23 protein-coding genes and 8 pseudogenes are annotated in these 23,914 nt (G+C 68.3%); 19 read left to right on the top strand and 12 right to left on the bottom strand.

The annotated features are described in order from the left end of the window. Nucleotides 1–77: 77 nt before the first annotated feature. A complete protein-coding gene (locus tag ACFY2Z_RS30975; protein ID WP_390747370.1) occupies nt 78–1,652 on the bottom strand; it encodes a trypsin-like serine protease in 1,575 nt (524 codons plus the stop codon). Between the two features lie 55 nt (nt 1,653–1,707). Further along, entirely contained in the window at nt 1,708–2,226 is a 519-nt protein-coding gene (locus tag ACFY2Z_RS30970) for a hypothetical protein (RefSeq protein WP_390747369.1), read from the bottom strand. 389 nt (nt 2,227–2,615) lie between these two features. On the opposite strand from ACFY2Z_RS30970, the gene ACFY2Z_RS30965 reads away from it, so the two are divergent. From ACFY2Z_RS30965 to ACFY2Z_RS30955, 3 genes and pseudogenes are all read left to right on the top strand, one after another. Then, the gene (locus ACFY2Z_RS30965; protein ID WP_390747419.1) at nt 2,616–3,125 is read left to right on the top strand and encodes a GNAT family N-acetyltransferase; all 510 of its coding nucleotides are present in this window, start codon (nt 2,616–2,618) and stop codon (nt 3,123–3,125) included. 167 nt (nt 3,126–3,292) lie between these two features. Further along, nucleotides 3,293–3,613 carry a helix-turn-helix domain-containing protein gene (locus ACFY2Z_RS30960; RefSeq protein ID WP_390747368.1) on the top strand — a complete coding sequence of 107 codons (321 nt, stop codon included), beginning with the start codon at nt 3,293–3,295 and terminating at the stop codon, nt 3,611–3,613. An 858-nt stretch (nt 3,614–4,471) separates the two neighbouring features. Next, nucleotides 4,472–4,647 (top strand): annotated as a pseudogene (locus ACFY2Z_RS30955) (AAA family ATPase); the annotation flags it as partial. Between the two features lie 95 nt (nt 4,648–4,742). Here the strand turns inward: ACFY2Z_RS30955 and ACFY2Z_RS30950 are convergent. Next, on the bottom strand, nt 4,743–5,387 hold the full coding sequence (locus ACFY2Z_RS30950; protein ID WP_390747367.1) for an HAD-IA family hydrolase: 645 nt from the start codon (nt 5,385–5,387) through the stop codon (nt 4,743–4,745). Nucleotides 5,388–5,560: 173 nt separating this feature from the next. Between ACFY2Z_RS30950 and ACFY2Z_RS30945 the strand changes: the two are divergent. The 4 genes and pseudogenes from ACFY2Z_RS30945 to ACFY2Z_RS30930 form a co-directional block, all read left to right on the top strand. Beyond that, nucleotides 5,561–5,683: pseudogene (locus ACFY2Z_RS30945) on the top strand (IS256 family transposase); the annotation flags it as partial. Continuing rightward, nucleotides 5,680–6,144, top strand: coding sequence for a GNAT family N-acetyltransferase (locus ACFY2Z_RS30940; protein ID WP_390747366.1), 465 nt, complete (start codon nt 5,680–5,682; stop codon nt 6,142–6,144). The pseudogene ACFY2Z_RS30945 and the gene ACFY2Z_RS30940, both read left to right, overlap by 4 nt. 237 nt (nt 6,145–6,381) lie before the next feature. Further along, nucleotides 6,382–6,960, top strand: coding sequence for a hypothetical protein (locus ACFY2Z_RS30935; RefSeq protein ID WP_390747365.1), 579 nt, complete (start codon nt 6,382–6,384; stop codon nt 6,958–6,960). Between the two features lie 87 nt (nt 6,961–7,047). After that, nucleotides 7,048–7,921: pseudogene (locus tag ACFY2Z_RS30930) on the top strand (IS5 family transposase). Here ACFY2Z_RS30930 and ACFY2Z_RS30925 read toward each other — a convergent pair. Then, the gene (locus ACFY2Z_RS30925; RefSeq protein WP_390747364.1) at nt 7,905–8,603 is read right to left on the bottom strand and encodes an alpha/beta hydrolase; all 699 of its coding nucleotides are present in this window, start codon (nt 8,601–8,603) and stop codon (nt 7,905–7,907) included. The pseudogene ACFY2Z_RS30930 and the gene ACFY2Z_RS30925 overlap by 17 nt on opposite strands. Before the next feature lie 248 nt (nt 8,604–8,851). On the opposite strand from ACFY2Z_RS30925, the pseudogene ACFY2Z_RS30920 reads away from it, so the two are divergent. From ACFY2Z_RS30920 to ACFY2Z_RS30910, 3 genes and pseudogenes are all read left to right on the top strand, one after another. Next, a pseudogene (locus ACFY2Z_RS30920) lies at nt 8,852–10,101 on the top strand (helix-turn-helix domain-containing protein). 369 nt (nt 10,102–10,470) lie between these two features. Beyond that, nucleotides 10,471–10,935, top strand: a complete 465-nt coding sequence (locus tag ACFY2Z_RS30915; RefSeq protein WP_390747363.1) for a DUF6415 family natural product biosynthesis protein — start codon at nt 10,471–10,473, stop codon at nt 10,933–10,935. A gap of 187 nt (nt 10,936–11,122) precedes the next feature. Then, a complete protein-coding gene (locus tag ACFY2Z_RS30910; RefSeq protein ID WP_390747362.1) occupies nt 11,123–11,710 on the top strand; it encodes a hypothetical protein in 588 nt (195 codons plus the stop codon). Nucleotides 11,711–11,849: 139 nt separating this feature from the next. Here ACFY2Z_RS30910 and ACFY2Z_RS30905 read toward each other — a convergent pair whose 3' ends face one another. After that, nucleotides 11,850–12,074 (bottom strand): hypothetical protein, encoded by a 225-nt coding sequence (locus ACFY2Z_RS30905; protein ID WP_390747361.1) that lies wholly within the window; start codon nt 12,072–12,074, stop codon nt 11,850–11,852. A gap of 1,078 nt (nt 12,075–13,152) precedes the next feature. Here ACFY2Z_RS30905 and ACFY2Z_RS30900 point away from each other — a divergent pair. Next, nucleotides 13,153–13,722: a DUF2690 domain-containing protein gene (locus ACFY2Z_RS30900; RefSeq protein WP_390747360.1), complete on the top strand. Its 570-nt coding sequence runs from the start codon at nt 13,153–13,155 to the stop codon at nt 13,720–13,722. 38 nt (nt 13,723–13,760) lie between these two features. Here the strand turns inward: ACFY2Z_RS30900 and ACFY2Z_RS30895 are convergent, their stop codons facing one another. Further along, a complete protein-coding gene (locus tag ACFY2Z_RS30895) occupies nt 13,761–13,901 on the bottom strand; it encodes a hypothetical protein (RefSeq protein WP_390747359.1) in 141 nt (46 codons plus the stop codon). 371 nt (nt 13,902–14,272) lie between these two features. Between ACFY2Z_RS30895 and ACFY2Z_RS30890 the strand changes: the two are divergent. Both ACFY2Z_RS30890 and ACFY2Z_RS30885 read left to right on the top strand, forming a co-directional pair. Next, nucleotides 14,273–14,502: pseudogene (locus ACFY2Z_RS30890) on the top strand (transposase family protein); the annotation flags it as partial. 175 nt (nt 14,503–14,677) lie between these two features. Continuing rightward, nucleotides 14,678–15,112, top strand: coding sequence for a hypothetical protein (locus ACFY2Z_RS30885; RefSeq protein WP_390747424.1), 435 nt, complete (start codon nt 14,678–14,680; stop codon nt 15,110–15,112). Nucleotides 15,113–15,642: 530 nt separating this feature from the next. Here the strand turns inward: ACFY2Z_RS30885 and ACFY2Z_RS30880 are convergent. Then, nucleotides 15,643–16,167: a lamin tail domain-containing protein gene (locus tag ACFY2Z_RS30880; RefSeq protein WP_390747358.1), complete on the bottom strand. Its 525-nt coding sequence runs from the start codon at nt 16,165–16,167 to the stop codon at nt 15,643–15,645. Nucleotides 16,168–17,470: 1,303 nt separating this feature from the next. Here ACFY2Z_RS30880 and ACFY2Z_RS30875 point away from each other — a divergent pair. From ACFY2Z_RS30875 to ACFY2Z_RS30855, 5 genes and pseudogenes are all read left to right on the top strand, one after another. Continuing rightward, nucleotides 17,471–17,991, top strand: a pseudogene (locus ACFY2Z_RS30875) (sugar phosphate nucleotidyltransferase). A gap of 82 nt (nt 17,992–18,073) precedes the next feature. Continuing rightward, on the top strand, nt 18,074–18,553 hold the full coding sequence (locus ACFY2Z_RS30870; RefSeq protein ID WP_390747357.1) for a hypothetical protein: 480 nt from the start codon (nt 18,074–18,076) through the stop codon (nt 18,551–18,553). Further along, nucleotides 18,546–19,007 carry a hypothetical protein gene (locus ACFY2Z_RS30865; protein WP_390747356.1) on the top strand — a complete coding sequence of 154 codons (462 nt, stop codon included), beginning with the start codon at nt 18,546–18,548 and terminating at the stop codon, nt 19,005–19,007. Before ACFY2Z_RS30870 ends, ACFY2Z_RS30865 begins: the two co-directional genes overlap by 8 nt. Then, nucleotides 19,004–19,297 carry a hypothetical protein gene (locus tag ACFY2Z_RS30860; RefSeq protein ID WP_390747355.1) on the top strand — a complete coding sequence of 98 codons (294 nt, stop codon included), beginning with the start codon at nt 19,004–19,006 and terminating at the stop codon, nt 19,295–19,297. Before ACFY2Z_RS30865 ends, ACFY2Z_RS30860 begins: the two co-directional genes overlap by 4 nt. A gap of 226 nt (nt 19,298–19,523) precedes the next feature. Further along, nucleotides 19,524–20,072, top strand: a complete 549-nt coding sequence (locus ACFY2Z_RS30855) for a hypothetical protein (RefSeq protein WP_390747354.1) — start codon at nt 19,524–19,526, stop codon at nt 20,070–20,072. Between the two features lie 316 nt (nt 20,073–20,388). Here ACFY2Z_RS30855 and ACFY2Z_RS30850 read toward each other — a convergent pair. Further along, a pseudogene (locus tag ACFY2Z_RS30850) lies at nt 20,389–20,481 on the bottom strand (hypothetical protein); the annotation flags it as partial. Nucleotides 20,482–20,650: 169 nt separating this feature from the next. Between ACFY2Z_RS30850 and ACFY2Z_RS30845 the strand changes: the two are divergent. Beyond that, nucleotides 20,651–21,001: a DUF6233 domain-containing protein gene (locus ACFY2Z_RS30845; protein WP_390747353.1), complete on the top strand. Its 351-nt coding sequence runs from the start codon at nt 20,651–20,653 to the stop codon at nt 20,999–21,001. Nucleotides 21,002–21,006: 5 nt separating this feature from the next. Here ACFY2Z_RS30845 and ACFY2Z_RS30840 read toward each other — a convergent pair whose 3' ends face one another. The 4 genes and pseudogenes from ACFY2Z_RS30840 to ACFY2Z_RS30825 all read right to left on the bottom strand — a co-directional run. Beyond that, nucleotides 21,007–21,366: a low affinity iron permease family protein gene (locus ACFY2Z_RS30840; protein ID WP_390747352.1), complete on the bottom strand. Its 360-nt coding sequence runs from the start codon at nt 21,364–21,366 to the stop codon at nt 21,007–21,009. A gap of 12 nt (nt 21,367–21,378) precedes the next feature. Further along, a complete protein-coding gene (locus ACFY2Z_RS30835) occupies nt 21,379–22,299 on the bottom strand; it encodes a Ku protein (protein ID WP_390747351.1) in 921 nt (306 codons plus the stop codon). 135 nt (nt 22,300–22,434) lie between these two features. Further along, entirely contained in the window at nt 22,435–23,097 is a 663-nt protein-coding gene (locus ACFY2Z_RS30830; RefSeq protein ID WP_390747423.1) for a hypothetical protein, read from the bottom strand. Between the two features lie 341 nt (nt 23,098–23,438). After that, nucleotides 23,439–23,789 (bottom strand): annotated as a pseudogene (locus ACFY2Z_RS30825) (helix-turn-helix domain-containing protein); the annotation flags it as partial. Between the last annotated feature and the right edge of the window lie 125 nt (nt 23,790–23,914).

Below are 23,914 nucleotides of genomic sequence, written 5' to 3'. Positions count from 1 at the left end.
AGGCCCGTGCGCGGCCGGGCCCGAGGGGCGGCCCGTCGGTGTTCCGCGGATCCGTCCCTCGAACGGTGTGTGGAACGTCAGTTGACCGGTGCGAGGCGGACTTCGTCGTGCAGGCCCTTGGCGTCCACGCCGGTGAAGAGGCTGACGTGGCCGTCACTCCAGCGGACGAGGATGTCGTTTGCGGCCGTGTCGGCGGTGAACGCGCCCGCGGCGACCACGGCGGCGTCCTTCCACTCCGAATTCCTCGGCCGGATCCTGACCTCACCGGGCAGCGCCTTGCCGGTCAGGCCCGGGTAGAGGGTGGTCTCGCCGTCGACCCAGCCCACCAGCAGGTCGTCGGTGGCGTTGCCGGTGAACGATCCGGTGGTCAGCCGCTCGGCGTAGGGCCAGGTGGTGGTGTTCTCGGCGACGATCTGCGTCTGCTTGCTCAGCCCGTTGGCAGCCAGATCAGCGAAGACCGACACGTGGCCGTCCTTCCAATCCACCAGCAGGTCGTCGCGGTGGCCGATCGGGGTGAAGCGGCCGCCGGTCAGCACACGCGCGTCGTCCTTCCAGGCGGGAGTGTTCCGCGGGGCGAGCTGCTTCTCACCGTGGAAACCCTTGGCATCCACCGTGGTGTACTGGGTCATCTCGCCGTCGCTCCACCGCACGACGAGCCCGTCGGTGCCACCGCCGGTGGCATTGACACCGGCGATCGAGACGGCATGCGTCCAGATGCTCTTACGGGGCGCCAACTGGTACTCGGCGGCGAACGGGTGCGCGGGATCGTCGCTGTCGCCGCCCTGGTAGAGGGTGACCTCGCCGTCGTCCCACAGGACGATCAAGTCCATGTGCCGGCTGCCGCCCGCGGAGCCGCCGGTGTAGTAGCCCCCGGACATCTGCACGGCGTGCTTCCACGGCGCGTTCGCGAAAGGCGTGCTGTAGACGACCTGCTGGACCCAGCCCGCCAGATCGTCGACCCGGGCCGCCACCGCCCCGGTACGGGTCTCGGACGGGTCGGTGCCCAGACAACCGCCCTGCCAGGAACGGCTGCTGACACCGACGACAGCCGTGTGACCTGCGGCGGTGCTCAGCACCGGACCGCCGGTGTCGCCCTTGCAGATCGCCGCGCCGTCCGACTTCCCGGCCAGATCGACCGTGGTGGCCCCGACATTCTGGGTGGTGAAGGCGGCGGCGTGCACCTGGTCGGGCACCCACTCCTCGCGCGTACGCCCATACCCCGCGGCCTGCACCTCGTCCCCCACACCGGGCGCCGTACCCGCCACCGGGATCGGGGTGATACCGCTGACGGGCTTGGGCAGTTGAGCCATCACCACATCCCGGTCCGTACGGGGCGCGAGGTTCACCACCTGCTCGGCGGTGCCGCCGATGGTCGCCGTCGTCTTCAGCTTCGGCGCGCCGGGGGCAAGGGGGCCGCCCGGGGTGTCGGTGAAACAGCTCGCCGCCGTCAGCAGCCACTGCGGAGCCACCAACGTGGCCGAACAGCCACGCTGGCCGCCGATGTCAAGCCGTGCGGTGGCGGTGGACACCGCGTCAGGAGCCTGCGGGCCCGATACGGCGGCCGCGGGCGTGCCCGACAAGGCGGCGACAGCCAGCGACGCAGCGGCCATCAGACCGGAAGTCCGCGCGAGGCGCGGACGGAAGCCAGACATGAATGTTCCCCGTTTCAGTACAGGATCGGTGAGAAGGCAGGGCCAGGTCGGTCGGTCACCCCGTGACGCGCAGTTCCACCAGAACAGTGGACGCACCCCCGGCGGTCCCCTCACCGACGCTCTGATAGCCGTTCTTCGCCACGCTCACCGTCTTGACCGGCGCCGACGGGTCCCCCTGCGGCTTCAGATCCGCGCTGACCGGGTGATCCGCGGTCTCCAACGCGATGACGTGCGGGAGCGCCAACGTGAGATAACCGGTCTTGGCGACGGCCTTGAAGCAGTCGGCCCCCTGCGGGTTCCCGCCCTGGCCCTGCACGGTGAGGACCCTGATCTGCTGGGCCGATTCATCACACGCGGCAAGGGTGATGTGCCCGTCCCCCTTGATCAGCCTGATGCCCTTGTCATGCTGAATCTGATCCGCGTTCGGGTAGGCGAAGTCCTCCACCGCGGACGGTGGCGTGTCGTTTCCCGACGGCGGCTGCGGATCCGCAGAAGCGAGCACCGGCGTGCCCGCCAGCGCCAGGACAGCAGCAAACCCCGCGAGCGGGAGCATCCTGCGGATGCGAGGAGTCACCCGGATTCCTTTCCAGGCACGGGTGACGGCATGACGGAATAACATCTGCAGCCCCCGGTGCACACAGACGTAAAGCAAAAATAAGTGGTCAGTCGTGATCCTAAAACGACGTCAGAAGTAGACCAACGTAATAAGACTCACAGACGACCCACTGAACCTACACCGCAGATTCACAGTCAGGACATGGGTATAGCGCCACCGACATGACACATCACCCACCAAAGATCCTGAGCCGGGCTGATACCCAGACTGGCGTCATAGTTGCGAGCCGAGATGCTGTTCCAGGTCCTGGTGGCAGCGAGCCGCCGCCGGGGACTGGGGCGCCTACGCGGCCGAGGTCAGCCACCGCCACCATGACGTCTGAATCCAAAGACAAGGGAGCAACACAGATGCTGCTACGTGATGTTGAGTACGGCGACGTCGACGCCTACGTCCGGATGCGATGCGACCCGGTCATGATGGCCGAGCTGGGCGGCCCGCTGCCTCGCGAAGGCATGGAGGCGAAGGTCCAACGTGATGTTCAACGGGTGGCAGCGGACACCGACTGGACAAAGATGATCGTGCCCGATGAGGCCCAGCTGGACGTGGTCGCGGGAACCGTGACGTTGTGGCCCCACGACGCAGACGGCGAGCGCATCTCCGAGATCGGCTGGATGGTGCTGCCGGAATACCAGGGACGGGGACTCGGGAAGCAGGGCGTCCGCACGTTGCTTGAGCTGGCCCGCGACGACGGCCGGTGGGGGCTGATACATGCATTTCCGGCAACAACCAACGCCCCGTCCAACGGCATCTGCCGCGCCCTCGGCTTCCGATTCCTGGGCAAGCAAGACGTGCCCTTCGCCGGTCGAGTCCTGCAAACCAACCACTGGAATATCGACCCTCGCACCGACCTGACCTGATACCGGGTCCGCAGCACGCCAGAGCCCCGCGCAGAGCTTCGGGGGCGGGAGCCATTCAGAGAGTTCCAATACCCGACTCCACCATTACATGTCGAGAAGTCCCACGTCGAAGACGCTTGGGTCCGCGCGGGCCAGCGGGCGGCAGCTCGATTCGGGGGAACCCGCTGATGAAGTGGAACCTGCGGATGGTCGCCGCCCAGCGTGACATCTGGAAAGCCTCTGAACTGCAGCGGATACTCGCGGACGCCGGACTGGTGATCTCCGCGGGCAAGATGTCTCACCTGTGGTCGGGCCGGCCACTGACCGTCCGTCTCGATGACCTCGACATCATCTGCGAGGTGCTGGACTGCACACCCGCCGACCTGCTCGTCCCGGAGAAGCGGGCCGATCGTCAGCCCACCCCGGCGATGGAGACGGAGAAGCAGGTCGTGGGCGGCACCCCAATCCGTCACCAGCGGCGGACCGGCCGCTCGGGGCCGCCGCTATGAGACGGCCTGTTCGACGCTCACGGCGTTGGGCCACCCGCAGCTGCCGGGACTGCCTGGGATGGGGCTGGTTCGACCGCCCCCGCTGCAAAGCATGCTGGTGTTTCGTCGCGAAGGCGACGAGCCGGCACTGCGACATCTGCCACCGCGACGTCGCGGCCATCGACGGCGTCTGTCGGCTCTGCCGCCGCCAGGCCGGTCTGATCGCCGGCCCGCACAACAAGACGCGCGTCGACCTGACGGCCGCCGCCCGGACCGGGCACCAGCTGTTCATCATCGGCACCCTGCGGTCTCGCGGCGGACCTCCGCCCCGGCAGGCCCCGCCGGAGCCGACCAGGGTTACGTTGCACTCCGTCCCGCCCCGCTGGACGGAGATCATGCTGTTCGACATGCCCCGCAACCTGCGCGGTGTCAGCAGCAAACTGCCATTGCTGGACCTGGAGTTGGCCGCGTTCCTGACCAACCGTGCCGCACGGATCGCGGAACTGCGGGGCTGGCCGTCTCGCACTGTCGGCTCGGTGGGACGCCGCATCCGCATCCTTTGCGCGGTCCACCGACCAGGCGAGCGAAGCAGGGCCTCGACCATCTCCCAGATCACCCACACCGCAGTGCCCGCCAATCTCGTCCTGGAGGTGTTCGAGGACCTGGAGATCTTCCTCGACGACCGGCCCGACTCGCTCGACCGGTGGTGCCAGAAGCACTTCGCGTTCCTGGCCCCGGCCATCCGGGCGGAACTGGACACGTGGATCGGGCTCCTGCGGCACGGGACTTCCCGCCGCAGACCATGGGCCCGCTCCACGGTCGTCACCCTGCTCAGGCTGGTCCTGCCGTTCCGGCTCGACCGCGCTGGAGCAGAGGATCATGATGCGCAAGCGAGGCCTGACCGAGGAAGCTGCCACCGCCTCCATCGACCAGGCATGCCGCATGCTGCGGCTGCCCACCATCCGCCAGCAGTTCAAGGAGATGGCCGATGGCGCCAGCCACGACCAGATGTCTACCACGGCTTCCTCGCCGAACTGCTGATGGCCGAGTGCGATCCAGACCGGCACGGAGTCCTACCGCCTCGCCCACACCCGCGCGCAAGCCGAACGGGCCAGCTGACCTGGGCGGAAAGACCAGGCTGTCGGTCGTTCTATGCCGGGGAAACGGTCGACAACAGTCCTGCCGCCTGCAGATACGCGGCCGTGTCCTCGTGGGTGTCAAAGAACAGATCCGCATGGCGCAGACCGTCCCGGTCATGCGTTGAAGTGAACCCAGCGACCCGACATCCCGCCGCCTTCCCGGCAGCCACCCCTGCTGGCGCGTCCTCCACGACCAAGCACGCCGACGGATCCAGGCCGAGAGCAGCGGCCGCCTTCACATAGCACTCGGGCGCAGGCTTGGCCTGCACCACATCGCCCCCATAGACCTGAACCCGCGGCAGGGGAAGGCCAGCCGCCGCGAATCGGGCATGCACGGATCCCCGGTCGCCCGACGTAACGATGGCCCACGCATCCACGGACAGTCCCAACAACAGCTCGACGGCACCGTCCACTGCCGGAAAGGTATGTTGCTGCTGATCCAGGAGCTGGTCGAGCACCACGCGCTCCTGTGACGGATCCAGTTCCGGGGCCGCCAGCGCCACCGTGTCCTCCGGACGTCGGCCAAAGGTCAACGGCCAGACCGCATCGGCATTGAGGCCCCGCAGCCCCGCCCAGGTGTCCCACACACGCCGATGCGCCGCCGTCGAGTCGAGCAGAACCCCGTCCACGTCAAACAGCACCGCACTCAGCGTCATGATTGCTCCCCCTCCAACAGCTCGGCTGGGGGTCGTCCAAGGACGGACGACCCTCGCAGTGACATCCAATCTCATCGACATCGATCATGATGACCGGCCCCGAGTGACTCCCCAATCCACATCGGAACGACATCCACAACCAGTGACACAGCCAGGATGAGAACGGCCACCGCGTCGAGTCCGCCCGGGCCCGCTCGCGGGCCGGGAACGCACCCCACCTCGTTGCCCTTGTCCGCGCCGGAGCCCGCTACGAACGCGGCCAGCCAATCGAACGTCCTGGAGTGATCGCCGCATGAACACCGTTGCTCTGCGACCGGCGGCCCCGGCCGACAGCGAGTTCTGCTTTCAGCTCCACAAGGCCGCCATGGGCGACTACGTTGCGGCGGTCTGGGGCTGGGACGACGAAGATCAACGCGCCTATCATGAGCGCGGGTTCGATCCCGATCGATGGCAGGTCATCACCGTCGATGGGGCCGACGCGGGCATTTTGGTCGTCGAGTACCGTGCGACCGAGGTCTACCTGGCACGGATCGAACTCCATCCCCACCACCAAGGGCGAGGCATCGGTGCCCAGCTGATCCAGTCCCTGATCGATACTGCAGCCCGCCGGGGCCAGCACCTAATCCTTGACGTGCTCGTGATCAATACCCGCGCTCATGCCTTCTACCAGCGACACGGATTCCGGGAGGTGGCCCGGCACGGAGAGAACAACAGGAAGATTCGCATGCGCTTCACCCATCGGCAGACCAACGAGTGAAGATGTCTGACCACCCGATCCACACGTCTTGACGATCGCCCGGCTCCCACTGGACGAACGGCCGAACGGCATGTCGACAGTCACGCAATTTTCCACCAACGGCGTCAACTCCCCCGCCCCCACGTTCGAACGAAGCCGGTTTCTCCCGCCGCCGGTGATCCGCATGTGGTTCGCTCCGGTCGGCTCAGCTGATAAAAGGCTGGTTCGCGTCCCGTCTCGTGCCTGAAGATTCTCGGTGTGGCAGACACGGAACCTACCGAAGAAGAGACGCCGGACGGGCTGCTGGGCTGGTGCCTGGTGGCCAACGTGGCGCAGGAAACCGCGCACGGCGAGAGCGGTCTCGACATCCAGCGCGGCACAAAGCACTTCCCCGTAGGCGCCCTGCTGTGGATCCCGCCCATGCGCTGGGACCCCGGCTGGGGTCGCTGGCATGCGGTCGGGCGGCACAGAGGCAACGGCCGCCGGTACGTCAACATGGTCGTGCGCGCGGATGACCTGGAGAACTTCCGAGTCAAGGGCGTCTACAGCGAAGGACTCGTCCGCAGCCTCAACGGCTACGATCACGACCCGGCCGCCCCGCGGACCCTGCAGAGCCCGTGGACTCGCGAGCGGGCCCAGAGCTGGGCGGACGGCCGGAACCAACCCCGGGAGGGCATCGTCATCGACGGCCAGCGTCACCCGCGGATCTCCGTTCCCAACCCTCCGCCGGCAGAGCTCCAGGTCGGCGGCGAAATCCTGCACCTCGCCCAGTACGGCACCAGGGGACCCCACTACAGTCGCATGCCCCCTCCCGTGGAATGGGTCCCCCAGACCTGAGACGTAGCGTTCAAACATGTGGGCGGGGACGTTGACGCCGCTGGGGCGTGTTTCAGAAGTGGATCTTGATGTGTCAAGATCCACTTCATGGGAAGGCACGACCTGACGAATGCGCAGTGGGCGAAGCTGGAGCCGCTGCTCCCGGTTGCGGAGAAGTCCGGACGGCCGCCGGTGCACACCAAGCGGCAGCTGATAGACGGCATACGCTGGCGCACCCGCGCCGGTGCTCCGTGGCGGGACGTGCCTGAGCGGTACGGCCCGTGGGAGACGGTGTACGGACTGTTTCGGCGCTGGCAGCGGGACCGCACCTGGCACCGCATCTTCGAGCAACTGCAGGCCGGGGCCGACGCCGAAGGACTGATCACCTGGGACGTCTCGGTGGACTCCACCATCGCCCGCGCCCACCAGCATGCGGCGGGTGCCCGCAAAAAGGGGATCTGCAGATCGAGCCGGCCGGTGGTGTCTTCACCGAGCCCGACGACCACGGGCTCGGACGCTCCCGGGGCGGGCTGACCACCAAGCTGCACCTGGCGGTCGAGCAGGCCAGAAGCCGATGTCGCTGGTGATCACGGCCGGGCAGCGCGGTGACTCCCCGCAGTTCCAGGTGGTCCTGGGACGCATCCGGGTGCCTCGGCTCGGGCCGGGCCGTCCGCGTACCCGGCCGGACAAGGTTCGCGCCGACAAGGCGTACGGCTCCCGCGCGAACCGCGCCTACCTGCGCCAGCGCGGTATCCGCTGCACGCTCCCGGAGAAGCGCGACCAGATCGCCAACCGCAAGAAGCGCGGTTCTCACGGTGGCCGGCCGCCGAAGTTCGACAAGGCCGACTATAAAGAGCGCCACGCGGTGGAGTGCGGAATCAATCGCCTCAAACGCCACCGCGCGGTCGCCACGAGATACGACAAGCTCGCTGTCCGCTACGAGGCGACCGTCCTCATCGCAGCCATCAACGAGTGGTTGTGACCCCTTCATCCCGCCTGCGCGGGGTGTCGGTGGCGAGTAGTTCCTGCAGGAGTTCAACAATGAGATCGGGCTGTCCTACGAACGGGGAGTGGCCCGTCTGCCACTCGCGCACGTCGGTGCAGCGTGAGGCCATCTTCCGTTGCAGGCCCGGGTCGATGGCCCGGTCCCGTCCACATACGACGTAGGTGGAGGGAGTGTGCTTCCAGCTGTGGCGCTCTGGCACTCCTCGCCCGCAGCCGGGGGCTTGCGCACGCAGCAGGCCAACTGCCCAGGCGGCGAGAGGTTCAGGAGAGTCACCGTAGAGGGTGTCGACAGCCCGGTCGGGATGCAGGCTGGTCGAGCCGTCGGGCTCGGGGTTGATCGCGCTCTGGAGCTGTGAGGACGCCCCACCCAGACCGGCCGCGCTCTCGCCGACATCCAGCACGAAGGCCGCCAGATAGACCAAGTGTCCCGCTCCGCGCACCCCGGTGATCACTGACCCGCCGTAGGAGTGACCGAGCACAATCGGAGGCTCCTGCAGCGCGTCGATGGCAGCTTGGACCACGGCTGTGTCAGCGGGCAATGAACCCCGGTGGAGCTCGGGAACGACAACCTCGGTCCCTGCAGTCCGCAAGCGTTCTGCCACCACGGCGAAGTGCTCAGGACGGTGATACAGGCCGTGAACGAGCACCACGGCGGCCAATTCGCCCGCCTCCTCAGGTCGGCGTCAGGCCAGTGATACTAGCTCTGGACCATGGCCGGCGGACGTCCCACACGGCATCGCGGGGACGGAGCGTCGAGGACATCTCAAAGGTGTCGTCGCGCACGAAACGCGCCATCCGACCCGCGCGATCACGTACGGGTGAGGAGCGCGCGTAGGGAATCGCACCCGAGACCGGACCTGGCCCCTACCCTGGCAGTGACAAAGGTGCCAGGAGGGGCAAAGCCGTGATGTCTCAAGATGCATCCCCCAACCCGTACGCCGACCCGCTGGTGTTCGGCCAACGCCTGCAGATCCTGCGCACGCGCAGGGGTATGACCCGAGAACAGCTCGGTGGGCTGGTCGGTAAGTCCGGTTCCTGGGTCAAGGGCATCGAGACCGGTCGCCTGGGGACACCCAAGCTCGACATGATCCTGCGCATCGCCGAAGTGCTGCGCGTGCGGGATCTGGCGGATCTCACCGGCAGCCAGTCCATGCACACCCACCTGTTCACCGGCCCCGGCCACCCACGGCTCCCCGCTGTGAAGGCTGCGGTCGACGCCTTCCCGGTGACCACGCAGCGCGCGGCGCCGCCGGCCGCGCACCTTCAGGCACGTCTTGCACGGGCCTGGTCGGCGCGACACTCGGCGCCGAACCACCGCGAGGTGATCGGAGCACTCCTGCCGGGCCTGATCGGCGACGCACAGCTGGCCGTGCGGCAGGCCGAGACCGGCGCAGGCCGGAGAGCCGCGCAGGCCGTGCTGGCCGAGGTCTATTCACTGACCCAGTTCTTCGTGGCCTACCAGCCCGATGCTGCCCTGTTGTGGCGGGTGGCCGAGCGGGGACTGGTCGCTGCGCAGGAGTCGGAGGACGCGCACGCGATCGGGGTTGCCGCCTGGCTGGCGGGCCAGGCCCACCGGGATGCGGGGCCAGGGCACTTTGAGGCTGCGGACGCGGTGAACCTCGAAACCCTCGCCTATCTTGAACCGCTCCTGCCCGACGCTTCCCACGAGGTTATCGCGATCACCGGTGCGCTGACCTTCGAGGCCGGATACACAGCGGCCCGGCGCGGTCAGACCGGCACGGCGTGGCGGTACTGGGACCAGGCACGTGAGATGGCAGCCCGGCTGCCTGAGGACTACTCCACCCTGTCACCTCCTTCTCCCGGGCCATCATGGGCGCGCACGCCGTCACGGTGGCTGTCGAGCTCCACCAGGGCGGCGAGTCGGTGCGTCAGGCCGCTGCGGCGGATGCCGCCACGATCCCGTCCAGGCCGCGCCGGGCCCGACATCGCATCGAGGAGGCTCGCGGTTACCACCTCGACGGACAACCGGACGCCGCGCTCGCCACGTTGAACCAAGCGCACGAGGCAGCCCCCGAGACGATCAAGTACAACGGCTACGCGAAGCGAATCGTCCTCGAAGAAACCGAGTCGAAGAACCCGGCCCGGCGCCGACGGGCATCCCAACTCGCAATAAAACTGGGCCTCTTGGCCGCATGAAGGTAAGGGGCACAATCTGTGCCCCTGCCCTCCCATCGCCGCTTCTACGGTCGAAGACCGCACGACCCCGGCGACCGCTCACGACGGTCCCGGGGCGTGGCCAACGCTGACTAGGAGCGTCGACATGACGAACGGTACCGCCCGCCCCCTCAAGCGCCCGACAAGCGCCAAAACGATGCTCCGCGTCTACACCGTCACACGCGAGGGCATCGTGACGCCGCCACACGCCACGGTGACCGTACCCTACGGTTTCGAGCCCGCACACGAGTTACTGAACGCCCAACTGCCGCTCTGCGCGTGCCGCCTGCACCGCACGGCAGGTACTGCCCGACGAACGGCATCCCCGGAACGCAAACCGGAACGCCACCGGTGGACGTCGAGATGATGCGGGACAGCGCCAGCCGACTGATCGGGCCGGACACCGCATCGTTGAAGGACGAGAAGTTGGCCGGGCTGACCGGTCAGATGCGCGGCCACATGCAGTTGATCATCCCGAAGATCGAACAAGCGGCCGAAAAGCTGCCGGAGGACGACGTGCCCCGGTACTGCGCGCTCGCCTGCATCGGCGAGGCCCGCGCCAAGCTGCGGGCCACAGCCGGCGATGGGCCGCACCGGGCTGTGGCCTACGCCCGGAAACTGGCCCGCTCCCTCATGGCCCTGTGCGACCACTACGAGGCACTGACCGGCGTGGAGATGTGCCTGGTGTGCGACCAGCCGATCAGAGACGGCGAGGACTCGGTGCCCCACGGCCAGGTCAGGACCTCCGCTGGCGCCGCCAGCGCAGGCCGCATCCACGCGCGATGTTCCCTCACCGGACGCCGTCGCCGCCGCTGACGAGCGCTCCTGAGCCCCCGGCGACCAGGGACCCCGCGGACAGCAGATGACCGCGGGACGCCAGCCAGCTCGGGTCATGACACGTACACGAGCCGGCCCCGTGCCGGACGAACCCGCATCAGACGCTGGAACGCCTCCAGCGGCACCACGGCGACTGCCGCCCACTCCCACCCGTAACCGCATACCGATGGAAGATCAGCCGATGACCGCCCACCCCACCAGCCCTTCAAGCCCCATCATGAGCCGGCTCGTGCCCTACCTCACCAGCCGCGAAGGCGAACACCCCGACCTGCTGTTATCGCTGCGCGGCACACACGGCCCCGACGGCGCCTGCAACTCGGCTACTGGGACGAACTCCGCGAGGACCGCGACCTGCGCGGCGTGCTGTGGGGCCGCTGCTCCCAAACGATCGGCGCCGACGGCCTGCCCACCGGCCGGCCACGATGGCGGATGGTCCAAAACGCCGTCTCGCGCTGCTGCGGAAGCACCGGTGATGACCGGCCGCCGAGGGATGTGGCTGATGATCGGCATGATGCGTGTGGTTGCCAACCCGTCGACGGTTCCGGCCGGGAAGGTGACTCTGCGGGGGCCATCCGCTCACCGCCGCCCAGACGGAGGCGAACCGGCGGGTCAGCCGCGACGGAGCGGCGAACGAGCACGGCTTCGCCGACCTGAAGAACTGGCGATCCTCACCAAGGTCCGCATGAACGCCCGACATGCGACCACGCTGCTGCGGGCGCTCCTCGTGTTGACGAACGCCGAGGTCCACCGCTGACGGACGATCACCTCCTACCGATCACACCCCCAACCGGGACGAGCATCCCAGCCGCGACCCACACGAGCCCCACGACCTTCAACTGTCGGATCCCAGCCGATGCCTGACGTTCTGTCCCGGGTGGTGCTTGACGGTGGGCCTAGACAACGTAGGGAGCCCCGTGGGGCTTGTTCGCTTTCACGTTACGGACCGGGACGTCGGTCGTCCGGCGGATGACCCGGACCTGGCCGTCCAGCTCGACGGTGATCGTTGTGTCCGAGACGTGCACGGTCACGGTCTGCCCTGCGTAGGGGCGGCCGAGGGAGACGACCTGCCGGCAGACCATGACGGTGCCCACCGCGCTGACCCGCCGCTGCACACGCACGGGCTCGATGCCTGGACGCGGGGGCGGGCCAGCCGGCCGCAGGCCCCCGCAGCCTGCGGACTTCCTCGCTGGTCAGCGGGTTGGGCCGCACCCGCAGCAGTTCCCGCGAGGACGGATCGAAGAACGACAGCGTCTCACCGTCGATGCGGATGCCCACCTGGCGGCCGCCGAGGATCTCCGCTGCCGGCACCTGGTGCCCGCCGAGACCCACCAGGCCACTGTTGTTCACCACCCGGTCCACCTCGGACGCCGCCCCGTCACCGGCCGGCAGCGGGGCCGGACCGGCCACACGCCCGCCCCGGACCGCCAGCCGTCCCAGATCCGCCACCGACAAGTGCGACCGCACGGTCTTGATCCGTGCTCCCGCGATCAGCAGATGGATCACCGAGGTGTCTGCCCAGAACGTCACCGTCAGCCCCGAGCGGGCCGGACCCAACCAGAACTGCTTGCCCGCGACCTGCAGATTCCCACTCGCAGGCACCACCCGCTCGAACTCCACCGGCCCACCGGACTCCACCGGCACCGCCGCTGGCACCTCAAGCTGGGCGGCAGGCACAGTCGAGGCTTCAGCCCGAGCCGGCCCCGGGTCCGAGTCCGAGTCCGCTGGGGGTGTCCGCTACTGCGGCACCAGCGCCAGCACTTGCACGCTGCCTGATGCCCTGCGTCAGTTGTAGACGACCCCCAGTCATAGGGCATCAAATGACGGTCTCAGGTGCGTAGTTGGGAGAAGGCGTGGCGATGTCGGGCAGATGCGCATGGTGTGTGAGTGGAGAGGAAAGAGCTTTCGCGTAACGCGCGCGACGGGCCGTGTGGGGTGCCGGGGATAACGACCGGGCTTGACGGGCAGGGATGTTCCGGCGCGGGAGGGGGAGCCATGGCGGACGGAAACGGCGGATCGTTACCGAACGGAGGGTCCGTGGATCCCGGGCCCGGGGATGCCGGATCCGGGGATCCGGGGCGCGCGGATACCGGAGCCAGGGATCCCGGTTCCACGGCGGCGGACCCGGACTCGGACCCTGGCGCAGCATCGCCCGAGCCCGGTCAGGGCCCGGGTCCCGCCCGGCGGGCCCTCGCCTGGGTGCGTGGGCACGGACCCCAGACACTGCTCGGTTCGCTGTTCGTCACCGTGGCCGGCACGGTCGTCTCGGTGCTGCTCACCTCGGTGGTCGGCGGCTCCACGCAGGGCGACACAAGCGCGAAGGCGTCGGCCGTGCACAGTGCGGGCGACGCGGCGTCGACACCCTCCTGTTCGGGCGAGGGGTGCGACGGCCTCGATCCGAAGGCCGCAGGGTGCGCGGACGACGCACGGACCCTCGCGAAGGACTGGGCCGGCCCCATGCAACTGGAGATCCGCTACAGCGTCGGGTGTCACACGGTGTGGGCCAAGCTGACCGGGGCGGCGGTCCGCGACACGGTGGAGATACGGACGTCACCGACCCGTCGGCAGATCGCGAGCGTGCGCACGGGGACTACGAAGTACACGCCGATGCTTCCTGTGACCATCTCGAAGGACTTCACCGCTCAGGCGACCGCCGTCGCGGTCAACCCCGAGAAACGCGCGGTCGCCCAGGGCCACGTGCTGACGGTCGCTGCTGACGCCGGGAACCTACCTCCAGGAACACCGGCTCCGACCGCTTCTGCCAACTAAGGGCTGTTCTGCAAAGATCTTCCAGGCTTGGCGATGGGCTATCCCGTGGCCGCTCGGGCGGCATCGAGGAACGTCAGCCGGTTGTCCTCCAGGTAGTCCCGTACGCTCTCGCCGTCGGGGAGCCCTTCCCACACCGTCCGGTTGAGGTCGAGGAAGTACGCACGTGCCGCGTCGTGCACGGGCAGGGGAACTGGATGCGGATGAGCCGCTCGCCGACCCACAACCTGTTCATGACGTCCTGGGTCCTCACCTGCCAGGGATGGGTGTGGTCGAACTCGGAAGGCCGGCTGAACGCGGAGCGTTCGGCCTCGGCAGCCACCTCGATGAACCGCTCCAGCAGCGCCGACCGTGTTCCGCGCGCCGAGCCTCCGACAGCGCGTTCTGCTGCCGTTGCCGTTCAGCGCGTTCCGCTGACAGTTGAGTCCTGTGCTGGACGAGGTAGGACAGCATGCCGCCGAGGACAACGCCGCCAACGATATGAGTGACACCCAGACCTGACCTGACATGGTGGTCATCGTGCCACGCCGTCGATCTTTGAGACGATCTCGCTGTGGCTGGTGTGATCACGGCGTCCGAGCCGTCCTGGATAACCCCGTTTACGGGGTTGAGCATGGTCAGTTTGGCAAGCTGATCAGCGCGCTACGACGCGAGGCGCTGATCCGGTCCGCGAGGGCCGGCCGTGGGGCCTCGCTGGAGGACCGGATTCTGCTGGTCGTTGCGTACTGGCGCACGGACCTGACTTTGCGCCAGCTCGCCCCGTGGTTCGGCATCTCGAAGTCGCCTGATCGACCGCTGGCGGGTCAGCGGCCGGCCTGCTGCATGTGCTCACGGACGAAGCGACCCAGTGAGCGAGTTCGGCAGACAGCACTACGGCTTGCCACGTACGCTCGCTGTCGACCGGATCCGACGTACGGACAGTCCGTTTGTGGTCAGCGCCCCTTTCGGGAGATGAGCCATGAGACGAAGCCTCGTCATCGCGGCTGCGGCCGTCCTGGTCGCGTGCACGGCATGCAGCCGCACCGGCGGTACTGGTGTCAGCAACGTCGTCGACAACTACCTCTACGACCTCGGCAACCGCGACTACGCGGCTGCCTGCCAGCAGCTCACCGACCAGCTACGGAAACAGTTGGGTGACTGCCCAGCCACGCTCAAGCGGCACCACGACAACCTGCCCGTCGGCGAGTACGCACAACTGCGCGACGCCCACGTCCGCAAGGTCACCTACGACAGGAAGAAAAACACCAAGGCCACGGTGTACCCGCAGGACATGAAGGTCGGTACCGGTCGCAGCGCGAAGCGCTCGATCGCGGCCAACCACGCCACCAACGGCCAAGGCCTCGAACTGGCCAAGGTCGGTACGGCGTGGCGCATCTCCGGTGGTGGGGTCTAACCTCAAACAGAGGGCCGCATCGGCATCAGGCGACGTGCCAGCGCATGGGTGCACTGCGAATGGCCGTGGACGCTTGACACCCGTCTCAGGAGGCACCGGGCCGTCGCGACTCGCTACGACCGTCCGCTACGAGGCCACCGTCACCGTCGCCACCTTCAGCGAATGGCTGTGATGCTCCGCGAACCAGCCCCGAAATTCCGTTCTGTCCAAAGTCGGCCGGCACTACCGTGAACGCCATGGGGATCAGTGCGCGCGTCCAGACCTACACCGGCGACACCGTCGCAGTCTCCACGAACCCGGCGATCGCAGCGCTGTGCCGGCGGGCCGCAGCACTGGCAATACCTATGCTCGGCTATGTCGACCCCTACGACGACACATGGTTCAACAAATTACAGATGCGACTCGTGAGCACTTTTGAAACGCCCCAAGTTCAAGTAGCCCGCCGTAGGCCACAGGTCGTCTCCTCCACACCGGAGGAGACGACCTGCTCACTGTCGCCCGGCTATGAGCAGGCGCCATCCGCCGTCGGGTCAGTGACGGTCGCCGCCGTGGTCGTCACGGTAGCCGCCAGGGTGGCCACGGTCGTGGTCGCGGTCACCGCCCCAGGAGACGGCGTCGACGCAACGGCCGCGGTCGTTGCGCAGGGTCGCGGTGTCACCGTCGTCGTCCCACACCTTCCCGCGCCGGTCCTGGTACACGTCCGTACGGGTGTCGCGGCCGAAACCGGTGTGGACCCGGACCGTCGCCCGGCCCTCCAGCCACACGTGGCGGAACGTGTAGGTGCGACCGTCCTCGTCCGAGAGAGTCCAGCCCTCCAGGTTCACCGCCCGGCGCGTTGAGTTGGTGATGTCCACCCACTCCCGGTTAAGAGAGCGGTTCCAGCGGTCGCCGCGGCCCGGGGAGTCGTACTGCACACCGCTGATGTGCACCGCGGCATGACGCGGGTAGCCGGGGTCGTGGTCGACGGCCACGGCCGGCAGCGCCACCGCGCCCACGACAGCAGCCGCCGTGGCAGCGACGGCGCTCAGGCGACGGACGGAAGAAGAAGCGGACACGAGGTCCTCCTTCACAAGAGGTGCCCACACACAGCCGGTCATGGCCGCAAACCGCAGGCCGGCTGGGTGAGTTGTGCTGGTGTGCTGCCGGTCGGCCGCACAGCCACACCCTGCACCCCGACCCCCGCGCTGCGGAGGAAATGCGAAAGGAGTTACTGATCCTGGATATTTCTGTTACTTACGCCTGTAACAGCCATCTAAGTCCTGAATATGCCGGAGTAGCCCTATATCAGGCTTAGGCGCCTTGCGGATGCGGGCCTGAGGCAACCATCCACCGGCCCCGCCACCCCACCACGACGACAGCGTTCACCCGAAGGTGAGTAACAGACCCTGCTCCGCTCCCGCCTGCGAGTGGGTCAAGAAGGGTGAGCCGCTCTGCCTGATCGGCGACTCCGGCACCGACAGCCCTCGGCGCGCCACCTTCCACACCAACACACCACCCCACCGACGACCGCCAAGGGACGGGCTCGTGGAACACAAGGAGCAGGGACCGGCAGGCGGCGACGGCGGACGCAGCGCCGTCACCAACACGGGCCGCCGGCTTCCCGGAGAGGTCGACTCGCCCGGGGCGCTGTGGCAGCTGCTCACTGCCGGACGCGACGCGGTCACAGACCCGCCGTCCACCCGTACGAAGATCGGGCGGACACCGGACGCCGCGTCGCTCCGACAGGGCGGCTGGCTGATCAGCCGCGACCCGGCTCGGACGTCTTCGGGCGCCCGGGAAGCGGTCCCTGCAGGTGCCGGGCCGGGTCTTTGCCGTGGTCGTCGTCGGATGCGTCGCGGCAGTCGCTGTTCCCAGCCACTGCCGTCGGCCCTGATTGCTGTGGCGGAGACCGTGGACGGTTCTGCGGGGCTCATGGAGGATTTCATCGTCGATGTGAAGTGAGGGCGCGGTCACGTCGGGGGATGCACGTCACCCATATTGTCTAATCTTCAATGTCTCGCCATCCGGCCGGTATCGGCGCGGGCCCGGACCCGGTCGATGCGGTGCCGACTGGTCCGCCGTCCGCCCGGTCGCCGACCGCAAGGGTCACGACCGCCGCTACGCCCTCGACGACTCCAAGCTGCACGCCCTCGCCTACCGCCCCCAAGTGGCCTTCGAGGACGGCCTCGCCGAGACCATCACCTGGTACCGGGAGCACACCGACTGTTGGCGCCCCCTTCTCTCCGTCGCCCCGGTGTCCGCACCGTCGACTTGAGCACGAGCGCCGACGCCGGCTGACTGCCTGTCCCACCTCACCCGCCCAAGGCCCGGCGCCCAGCGAACCGGCGCCCTGTGCCAACAGCCCCGAAGGGGGAAACCATGCGAGGCATCATCCTCGCAGGCGGCTCCGGCACCCGCCTGCGCCGCTCACCAGCGTGCACTCCAAGCAGTTGCTGCCGATCTACGGCAAGCCGATGATCTACTACCCACTGTCCGTGCTCATGCAGGCCGGCATCACCGAGAACCTGGTCATCTCGGCCCCCGAGCACCTCGACAGCTACCGGGCTCTCCTCGGTGACGGTGAACGCCTCGGCGTCTCGCTCGCCTACACCGTGCAGCGGAAACCGGGCGGCATCGCCGAAGCCCTCGTCATCGGCGGCCCGTTCGCCGACGGTTGGCGCGGCTCGGCCTGGTTCGACACCGGCACCCACGACAGCCTCCGGGAGGCCGCGATGTTCGTACAGGTGCTGGAGAAGCGCCAGGGTATTCGGATCTCCTGCCTGGAGGAGGTCGCCTACCGGATGGGCTACATCGACCGCGAGCAGCTGGCCCTGCTCGGCAAGGAGCTCTCACCCTCATCCGGCTACGGACAGTACGTGATGGAGCCGGCGAGCGCCTGATCCGATCGCCCCGTTCTCACCTCGAAAGGGGCCACAGACGAAGGTCCTCCCCCTGCCGGCCGAGACCGGCACCGGCCACAACATGCGGGCCCTCGCAGTGGCCGCGAAGGTACGCACACTGTTCCCCGAGTCGGAGCAGCATGTGTACCTCGGTTCCAAGAGCACCCTGCTCACCCCGATGTTCGAGGGCCTCCGTGTGCACGTGCACACCGCATCCGACCAGCGGGATCACGCCAACACCTCGCAGCTCACCCGAAGCTTCGACTGGAACTCGTACGTCACCGGTTACCTCAACCGCACGTTCACCAGCGGCGACCGGATGCTCGCCGCAGTCGCGCTGACCGGCTCCGTCCGACCCGATGTGATCGTCAGCGATTTCAATGTCGCCGCGTGCCTGGCCGCCGAGATCTCCGGTGTCCCCTACGTCCTGATCACCGAGCGCTACGACTTCACCTCGGCCAGATCAGCACCGCCTCCCTCCTGGAAGCCGGCTTCGTCCTCGACGACCCCAAAGAAGTCGACGCCATCCGCACCTCTCTCACCACACTCTTCGCATGGGTGACCCGCCGGGCCCGCGCCGTCCTCACCGACAGCCCAGTATTCCCGAACTCGACCGGGCAGCCCCGGCGTTCGGCGCCCTCGCGGCTGGCAACGGCCACGTCGTCGGCCCGATCGTCCGCGACGAATGCGCCGCCGATCCGGCACCGCGCGCCGAGATCGACGCCCGCTTCGGCTTGCACGGCGCCGAGTACGCCATCGTCGGCTTCGGCGGCACCACCATGTTCACCGAGAACAAGAACAAGGAACGGCTGCTCGGTGAGTACCTCACCGCCTTCGAGAAGCTGCGCACCGACCACCCGAACGCGCGACTGATCGTGATCGGCCGCCAGACGTTCACCGAGGAGGTCGACGGAGTCGTCCTCCTCGACTACGTCTCCGACTGGTACTCCTTGGTCAAGCACGCCAAGGTCATCCTCTCGCCCCCGGCTGGCTCTCGGTCACCGAGCTCGCCGTGATGGACGCCCCGGTCGACTACCTGCTCAGCGGACGGGACGAGTATCACGAGCGGGAAGCCATGACCCGGCTCGACCACCTCGGATACACCACGGCCACCGAGCCCGACGCCGACACCCTGCTCGCCATCCTGCGCACAGCCTTCGACGAACCCGCGGCCTTCCGCCGTCGGGCAGCGGAGGCGTCCCGCGCCATCGCACCGACGGGCAACGGGGCCGAGGCGGCCGCGAAACTGATCGGCCAGGTAGTGGCCGAGGCCTCCGCCTGCCGGGAGCCCGCTGAAGAGGCCTGACCCGCTGCCAGAACCGGCCGTACGTGCCTCCACGCCCACGCCACGAGACCATCACCGACCCAAGGGTGATTCGATTGTCCGCGTACCCCGAATTCGCCGAACCCCCCGCGCTGCCGTCGGCGACCCGCATGATGCTGCGCAACGAAGGCTCCACGACCGTACTGCTGCAATCTCTCTTGGACTCCCCGCTCTCCGCCGAGGTACTGCCCGAGCCCGACCGGCTGCTGTGCGGACCTCCGGTCACCTCACCGACGTTTTCGGCCCCGGCCCCCACCCGGACCTGCGGATCCGCCGCTCCCGCCTGCGTGACCGCACGGGTGCCGTGGTCAGCGAGAACCTGATCGCCTTCCGCCAGGCCTACGCCGCACACGTCATACCCCATGGCGACACCCCCTTCGGCCTGCACACGCGCGGCTTGGGCCTGTACGAACGCCGCCGGATCTTCGCCACCGGCCTCACCGTCGAACGCTTCGGCCTGCTTCCCGCCGGCGCTCCCGGCCGCGCCTACGAGATCGCCTTCTCCAACCACGCCGCGGTCCTCGTGCACGAGGTCTTCAAACCCCACTTCGTGAACACCACAACCGAGGCCGGCACGCGACCACCCGCCGTGCTCCCCGACCACCAGCCCCGCTGGCCCGACTCCCGGGAAACCGCGCGCGTCCGACGGGTCCTCGCCCACGCCGACCCGCTCGTCCCGATGGCGGAAGCCCCCGCCCTGCGCACCGAACTCGCCGGCCCGTCCTTCCTTGACCTGCACAGACCGGGCGCACGGTGACAACGCAGCGGGACGCTGCAGCGGCAACACCTCGGGCTGAAAACGGGCGGCGAGGACCGCACGGGCAGCCCCAAACGCTGTCCAAACCCGTGAACGTTTCGACACTCCGCAGGCGCGGGTGCTGGCGAGCCGGTAGGCGCTGCCGGTCGCGATGACGGTGCCGTTCAAGGTGGGCCGGTACCGACCCAGTCGCGGAACTTCCCGCAGGCCACGTCCTCACTCCCCCACCATCCGTGCTGCACCGACCGCTCAGGCGTCGCGAGCAGCAGGTGGTAGCGGCCCGCGCTGGTAAGGCGAGCCGGATCCCTCTGGCCCGGCCCGGCTCCCGGACGATCGCCTGCTTGGTCTCCAGCTCGACCAGCTGGTAGTCGACGGTGGAGCGGCTGCGCATGCCGACCGCTTCCCCGATCTCCTACACGGTCGGCGCCTCGCCACGGTCGGCGATCGCCTGCCGGATACACCGCAGGACGCGCTCCTGGGTGTCGGTGAGGTGCTCTACACGATGCATACCGAGACTGGAGCGCTTGTTCGAATTCTTCGGCAAACGGGCACACGGCACAACCAAGAGGAGCGGGCAGGTGAACCAGCCGACCTCGCGTCTGGACATGCTGCGGTTCGCCCGCCGCGTCGTCGAGCAGCAGAGCACCCGGCAGCTGGCCCTGATCGACCGGTGGATCGCCGACGAGGAGCGGCTCGAGCGCGAGCGCCAGCAGGGCGAGGAGCGCCGGCCGCCGCAGCCGGAGTGGTTGATCCAGTACGGGCTCAACCGCAGCAACGTCGACGCCGTGCACACCCGCAACTGCTGGGCGGCCGCCAAGAGCGGCCGGTGCCGCCCGGCGACCCGGCAGCAGGCACTCGACGCGCTACGGCGCCAGGTATGGGCATGCCCCCACTGCCGGCCCGATACCGAACTCGGCGTCCTCGACTAGGCAGATCAGACGTCCTCTTCCATCCGGATCGCCCGGCGAAGATCCTCCTGCGCCTTACGGGTCTCGCCTTCCCCCTGCTCGAGCAGCGCCGCCGCGATCGCATCCAACTTACGCTGGATCGCGCGCTCAGCGCGCCGCTCCGCGTTCTTCAACAGAGCGAGCAACAGCAGATTCACGCACGTCATCAGGTCGCCGGCCAGCAATTGCTGCTGCACCGTGAGCCCTGCGACATGCGCGGCCAGGAAGAAGGCGACCAGCAGCACACAGAACAGGTAGAACACCGGCGAGCTGGTTATGTTCGATGCGGCCTCCGCGAACCGCTCGAACCTTCCCTTCCGCCCTTCGGCAGGATGTCGAACCACCATCGCGGCCGCGTCTCAGGCACTGCGCGGCTTTCGGCCCGGCGCCTTCTTCGCCGCGGCCTTTCTGGGACCTGTCTTCTTCGCCAGCTGCTTCTTCGCGGCGGCCTTCTTCTTCGGCTTCGGCAGCTCGTGCACCTCGGCGGGCCCGGCGTCCTTGCCGCGAGTCTCCTTCGCCTTCTCTACGGAAGCGTTCAGCGCAGCCATGAGGTCGAGCACCTGGGCCGGTTGCTCAGGCTCCGGCGCCTCGGGGAGCGGCTTGTCCTCGCGCTTGGCCTCGATGATCTGGGCGATGGCCTCGGTGTAGCGGTCGGTGAACTCCTCGCCCTCGAGCGCGTCGACCGTCATCGTGTCCATGAGGACGAGCGCGCCCTCGATCTCGTCCTCGGACGCCTCCATCGGCGGCGGGAGCAGCTCGGTGGGATCGCGGATCTCGTCCGGCCACAGCAGCTCCTGCAGGACCAGGGCGTCGCCGCGGACCCGGAGCATGCCCGGTCGCTCGCGCCCGCTCGAGTACTTCGCGTTGGCCACCCGGCTGGAGCGGCGCAGCGCTTCGACCAGGAGTCTGTACGGCTTCGCGGCCACCTGCCCGCCGACGGCGACGTAGTATCCGGCGCCCATGCGGATCGGGTCGATGTCCTCCAGCGGCACGAACGCGTCGATCTCGATCGCCTTAGCCGTCGGCAGCGGCAGCTTGCTCAAGTCCTCGTCCGTGATCGGGATGAGCCGGTCACGGGTCAACTCGTAGCCCTTGCCGATCGCGGACTGGTCGACCTCGCAATCCTCCAGATCACACACCTTGCGGTAGCGCACCCGGCCCATGTCCTCCAGGTGGTACTGGTGAAAGCTGATGCTGTGATCTTCGGTCGCGCTCACTACGTTGATCGGCACCGTGACCAGGCCAAAGCTGATCGCGCCGGACCGGATCGTTCGGGGCATGCTCCACCTCCGCAGTCGCCCCGAGCACCCCCAGCCTATGGATGCCTCCGCAGTCCCGCATGCGCTCTCCCGTCGCGCGCCGCGCCCTGAGACGGTCATCGAGGCAGCAGACGCCGGAGTGTGTGGCGTGCTCGGTCAGCGACGGTGCAGTTCCCCGGCCCACTGCTTCAACGGGCCTTCGAGGGCGAGGTTGTCGCCGCGGGCCACGGTTTGGAGCAGTTGAGCGCATACCGTCGCTTCGCCGGCTAGGCCGGCTGGGCTGCCAAGGATGGGGAAGACCTCGCGGACGCGGGCGGCGGTGCTGGGCTGGAGTAGCGTATAGGCGTACAGGGTGGCGGCGTCGAAGTCCTCTGGCGCGCGGCCCCAGCCTTCCCAGTCAAGGATCTGCAGGGGTGCGGTGAGGTTCGCCCAGTGCAGGTCCGCGTGGTCGGTGGTCCAGCGGGTCACGGCGGGGGCCGGGATCCCGAGGAACTGCGGGATGGCCCGGTCCATGTACTGCTGGCGTACGGCGACGCGCACGGTGTCGACGGCCGCCACCTTCTCCAGCACCCCGGCGAGGTCCTGCCACCGGGAGTCCGGATCCGGCAGCTGGAGGTGGTGCAGGAGGATCGGGTCGTCGGACAGGACCGGCTGGTCGACGCGGGCCGACAGTTCCGCCCGGTAGGCGGTGGTGTCGTCGAAGGCGTCGTGCACGCCCAAGAGCGCGGGCCGGTCTCCGTCGAGGTCACCGAAGGCGTGCTGCGCGTCCAGGGCGCCGTCCCACAACTTCCCCGAGGCCTTGTCGGCCGGGGCAGACACCAGCCGCAGCCACGCCGGGGCGTCGGCGGCGGTGCAGGCCAGGGCTCCCAGGGTGCGCCCGGCCCCCCAGAACTCCCGTCCGGCTCGGTCTGGACGCCCAGGGCCTGCGCGGCGCGGGCGTGGTGGGCGCGCATGCGCTGTTCGGTGTCCGGGTCAGAAGGAGGCGAGGTCTTCTCGTCCGCGGAGATGACGTACTCGTCTTCTCCGAGCGGGGCGCCATCGAAGATGCACGCGTACGAATCCAGGGCCCGTTGAGCGGTGGCGCGGAAGTTCGGGTCGCGGATGAAGATCCAGGAACGGTGCTGCCAAGGCTTGAGTGCGTCGTCCCTGAGCCAGCGGCGCACAGTGGAGGCGGAGATCGTGTCGGTGATAGCCCGGGTGACGGCCTCTCGTGCGAGCTCGGGGCACGACCAGCGCGAGAGCGGGGCTCCGGATTCGGTGGGCAACTGGCAGGCCAGTGTTTTGACTTCGGCGATCTGCAGCGCGGTGAACGTCGGAGGCCGCCCCGACCGCCGGCGGTCGGCCAGGGCGGGCACCCGGCCGGCCGCGAATCGGCCGCGCCAACGGCGCACGGTGTCCACGTGCACGTGGGTTTCGGCGGCGATCCAGGCGTTGCTGCGGCCTCGTGCTGCAAGGAGCACGATCGTCGCCCGCTGGCGTGCCTGGTGCGGGGTCTTGTGGCCGTAGGCCATCTTCTTGAGCCGGTGGCGCTCGGCAGCGGTCAGTTCCGAGGGCATGGCGGAGCACACGGGCATGGAAGGATGGCGGGCCATCTATCCGTGGTGGAGCGCGAAGTGGCGGGGCCGGCTTCCCATAC

The organism is Streptomyces sp. NPDC001222 (assembly GCF_042896945.1).
Lineage (GTDB): Bacteria > Actinomycetota > Actinomycetes > Streptomycetales > Streptomycetaceae > Streptomyces > Streptomyces gibsoniae.
Note: the sequence above shows the minus strand (reverse complement) of the source record. Positions and strands in the feature narration are given on the sequence as shown.

What these genes read in the sequence shown, in the direction of transcription:
- ACFY2Z_RS30975 (WP_390747370.1), bottom strand. Translation starts at nt 1,652, where the DNA reads ATGTCTGGCTTCCGTCCGCGCCTCGCGCGGACTTCCGGTCTGATGGCC.
- ACFY2Z_RS30950 (WP_390747367.1), bottom strand. Translation starts at nt 5,387, where the DNA reads ATGACGCTGAGTGCGGTGCTGTTTGACGTGGACGGGGTTCTGCTCGAC.
- ACFY2Z_RS30960 (WP_390747368.1), top strand. Translation starts at nt 3,293, where the DNA reads ATGAAGTGGAACCTGCGGATGGTCGCCGCCCAGCGTGACATCTGGAAA.
- ACFY2Z_RS30835 (WP_390747351.1), bottom strand. Translation starts at nt 22,299, where the DNA reads ATGCCCCGAACGATCCGGTCCGGCGCGATCAGCTTTGGCCTGGTCACG.
- ACFY2Z_RS30840 (WP_390747352.1), bottom strand. Translation starts at nt 21,366, where the DNA reads ATGGTGGTTCGACATCCTGCCGAAGGGCGGAAGGGAAGGTTCGAGCGG.
- ACFY2Z_RS30870 (WP_390747357.1), top strand. Translation starts at nt 18,074, where the DNA reads ATGCGGGCCCTCGCAGTGGCCGCGAAGGTACGCACACTGTTCCCCGAG.
- ACFY2Z_RS30910 (WP_390747362.1), top strand. Translation starts at nt 11,123, where the DNA reads ATGGAAGATCAGCCGATGACCGCCCACCCCACCAGCCCTTCAAGCCCC.
- ACFY2Z_RS30885 (WP_390747424.1), top strand. Translation starts at nt 14,678, where the DNA reads ATGAGACGAAGCCTCGTCATCGCGGCTGCGGCCGTCCTGGTCGCGTGC.
- ACFY2Z_RS30940 (WP_390747366.1), top strand. Translation starts at nt 5,680, where the DNA reads ATGAACACCGTTGCTCTGCGACCGGCGGCCCCGGCCGACAGCGAGTTC.
- ACFY2Z_RS30865 (WP_390747356.1), top strand. Translation starts at nt 18,546, where the DNA reads ATGGGTGACCCGCCGGGCCCGCGCCGTCCTCACCGACAGCCCAGTATT.
- ACFY2Z_RS30965 (WP_390747419.1), top strand. Translation starts at nt 2,616, where the DNA reads ATGCTGCTACGTGATGTTGAGTACGGCGACGTCGACGCCTACGTCCGG.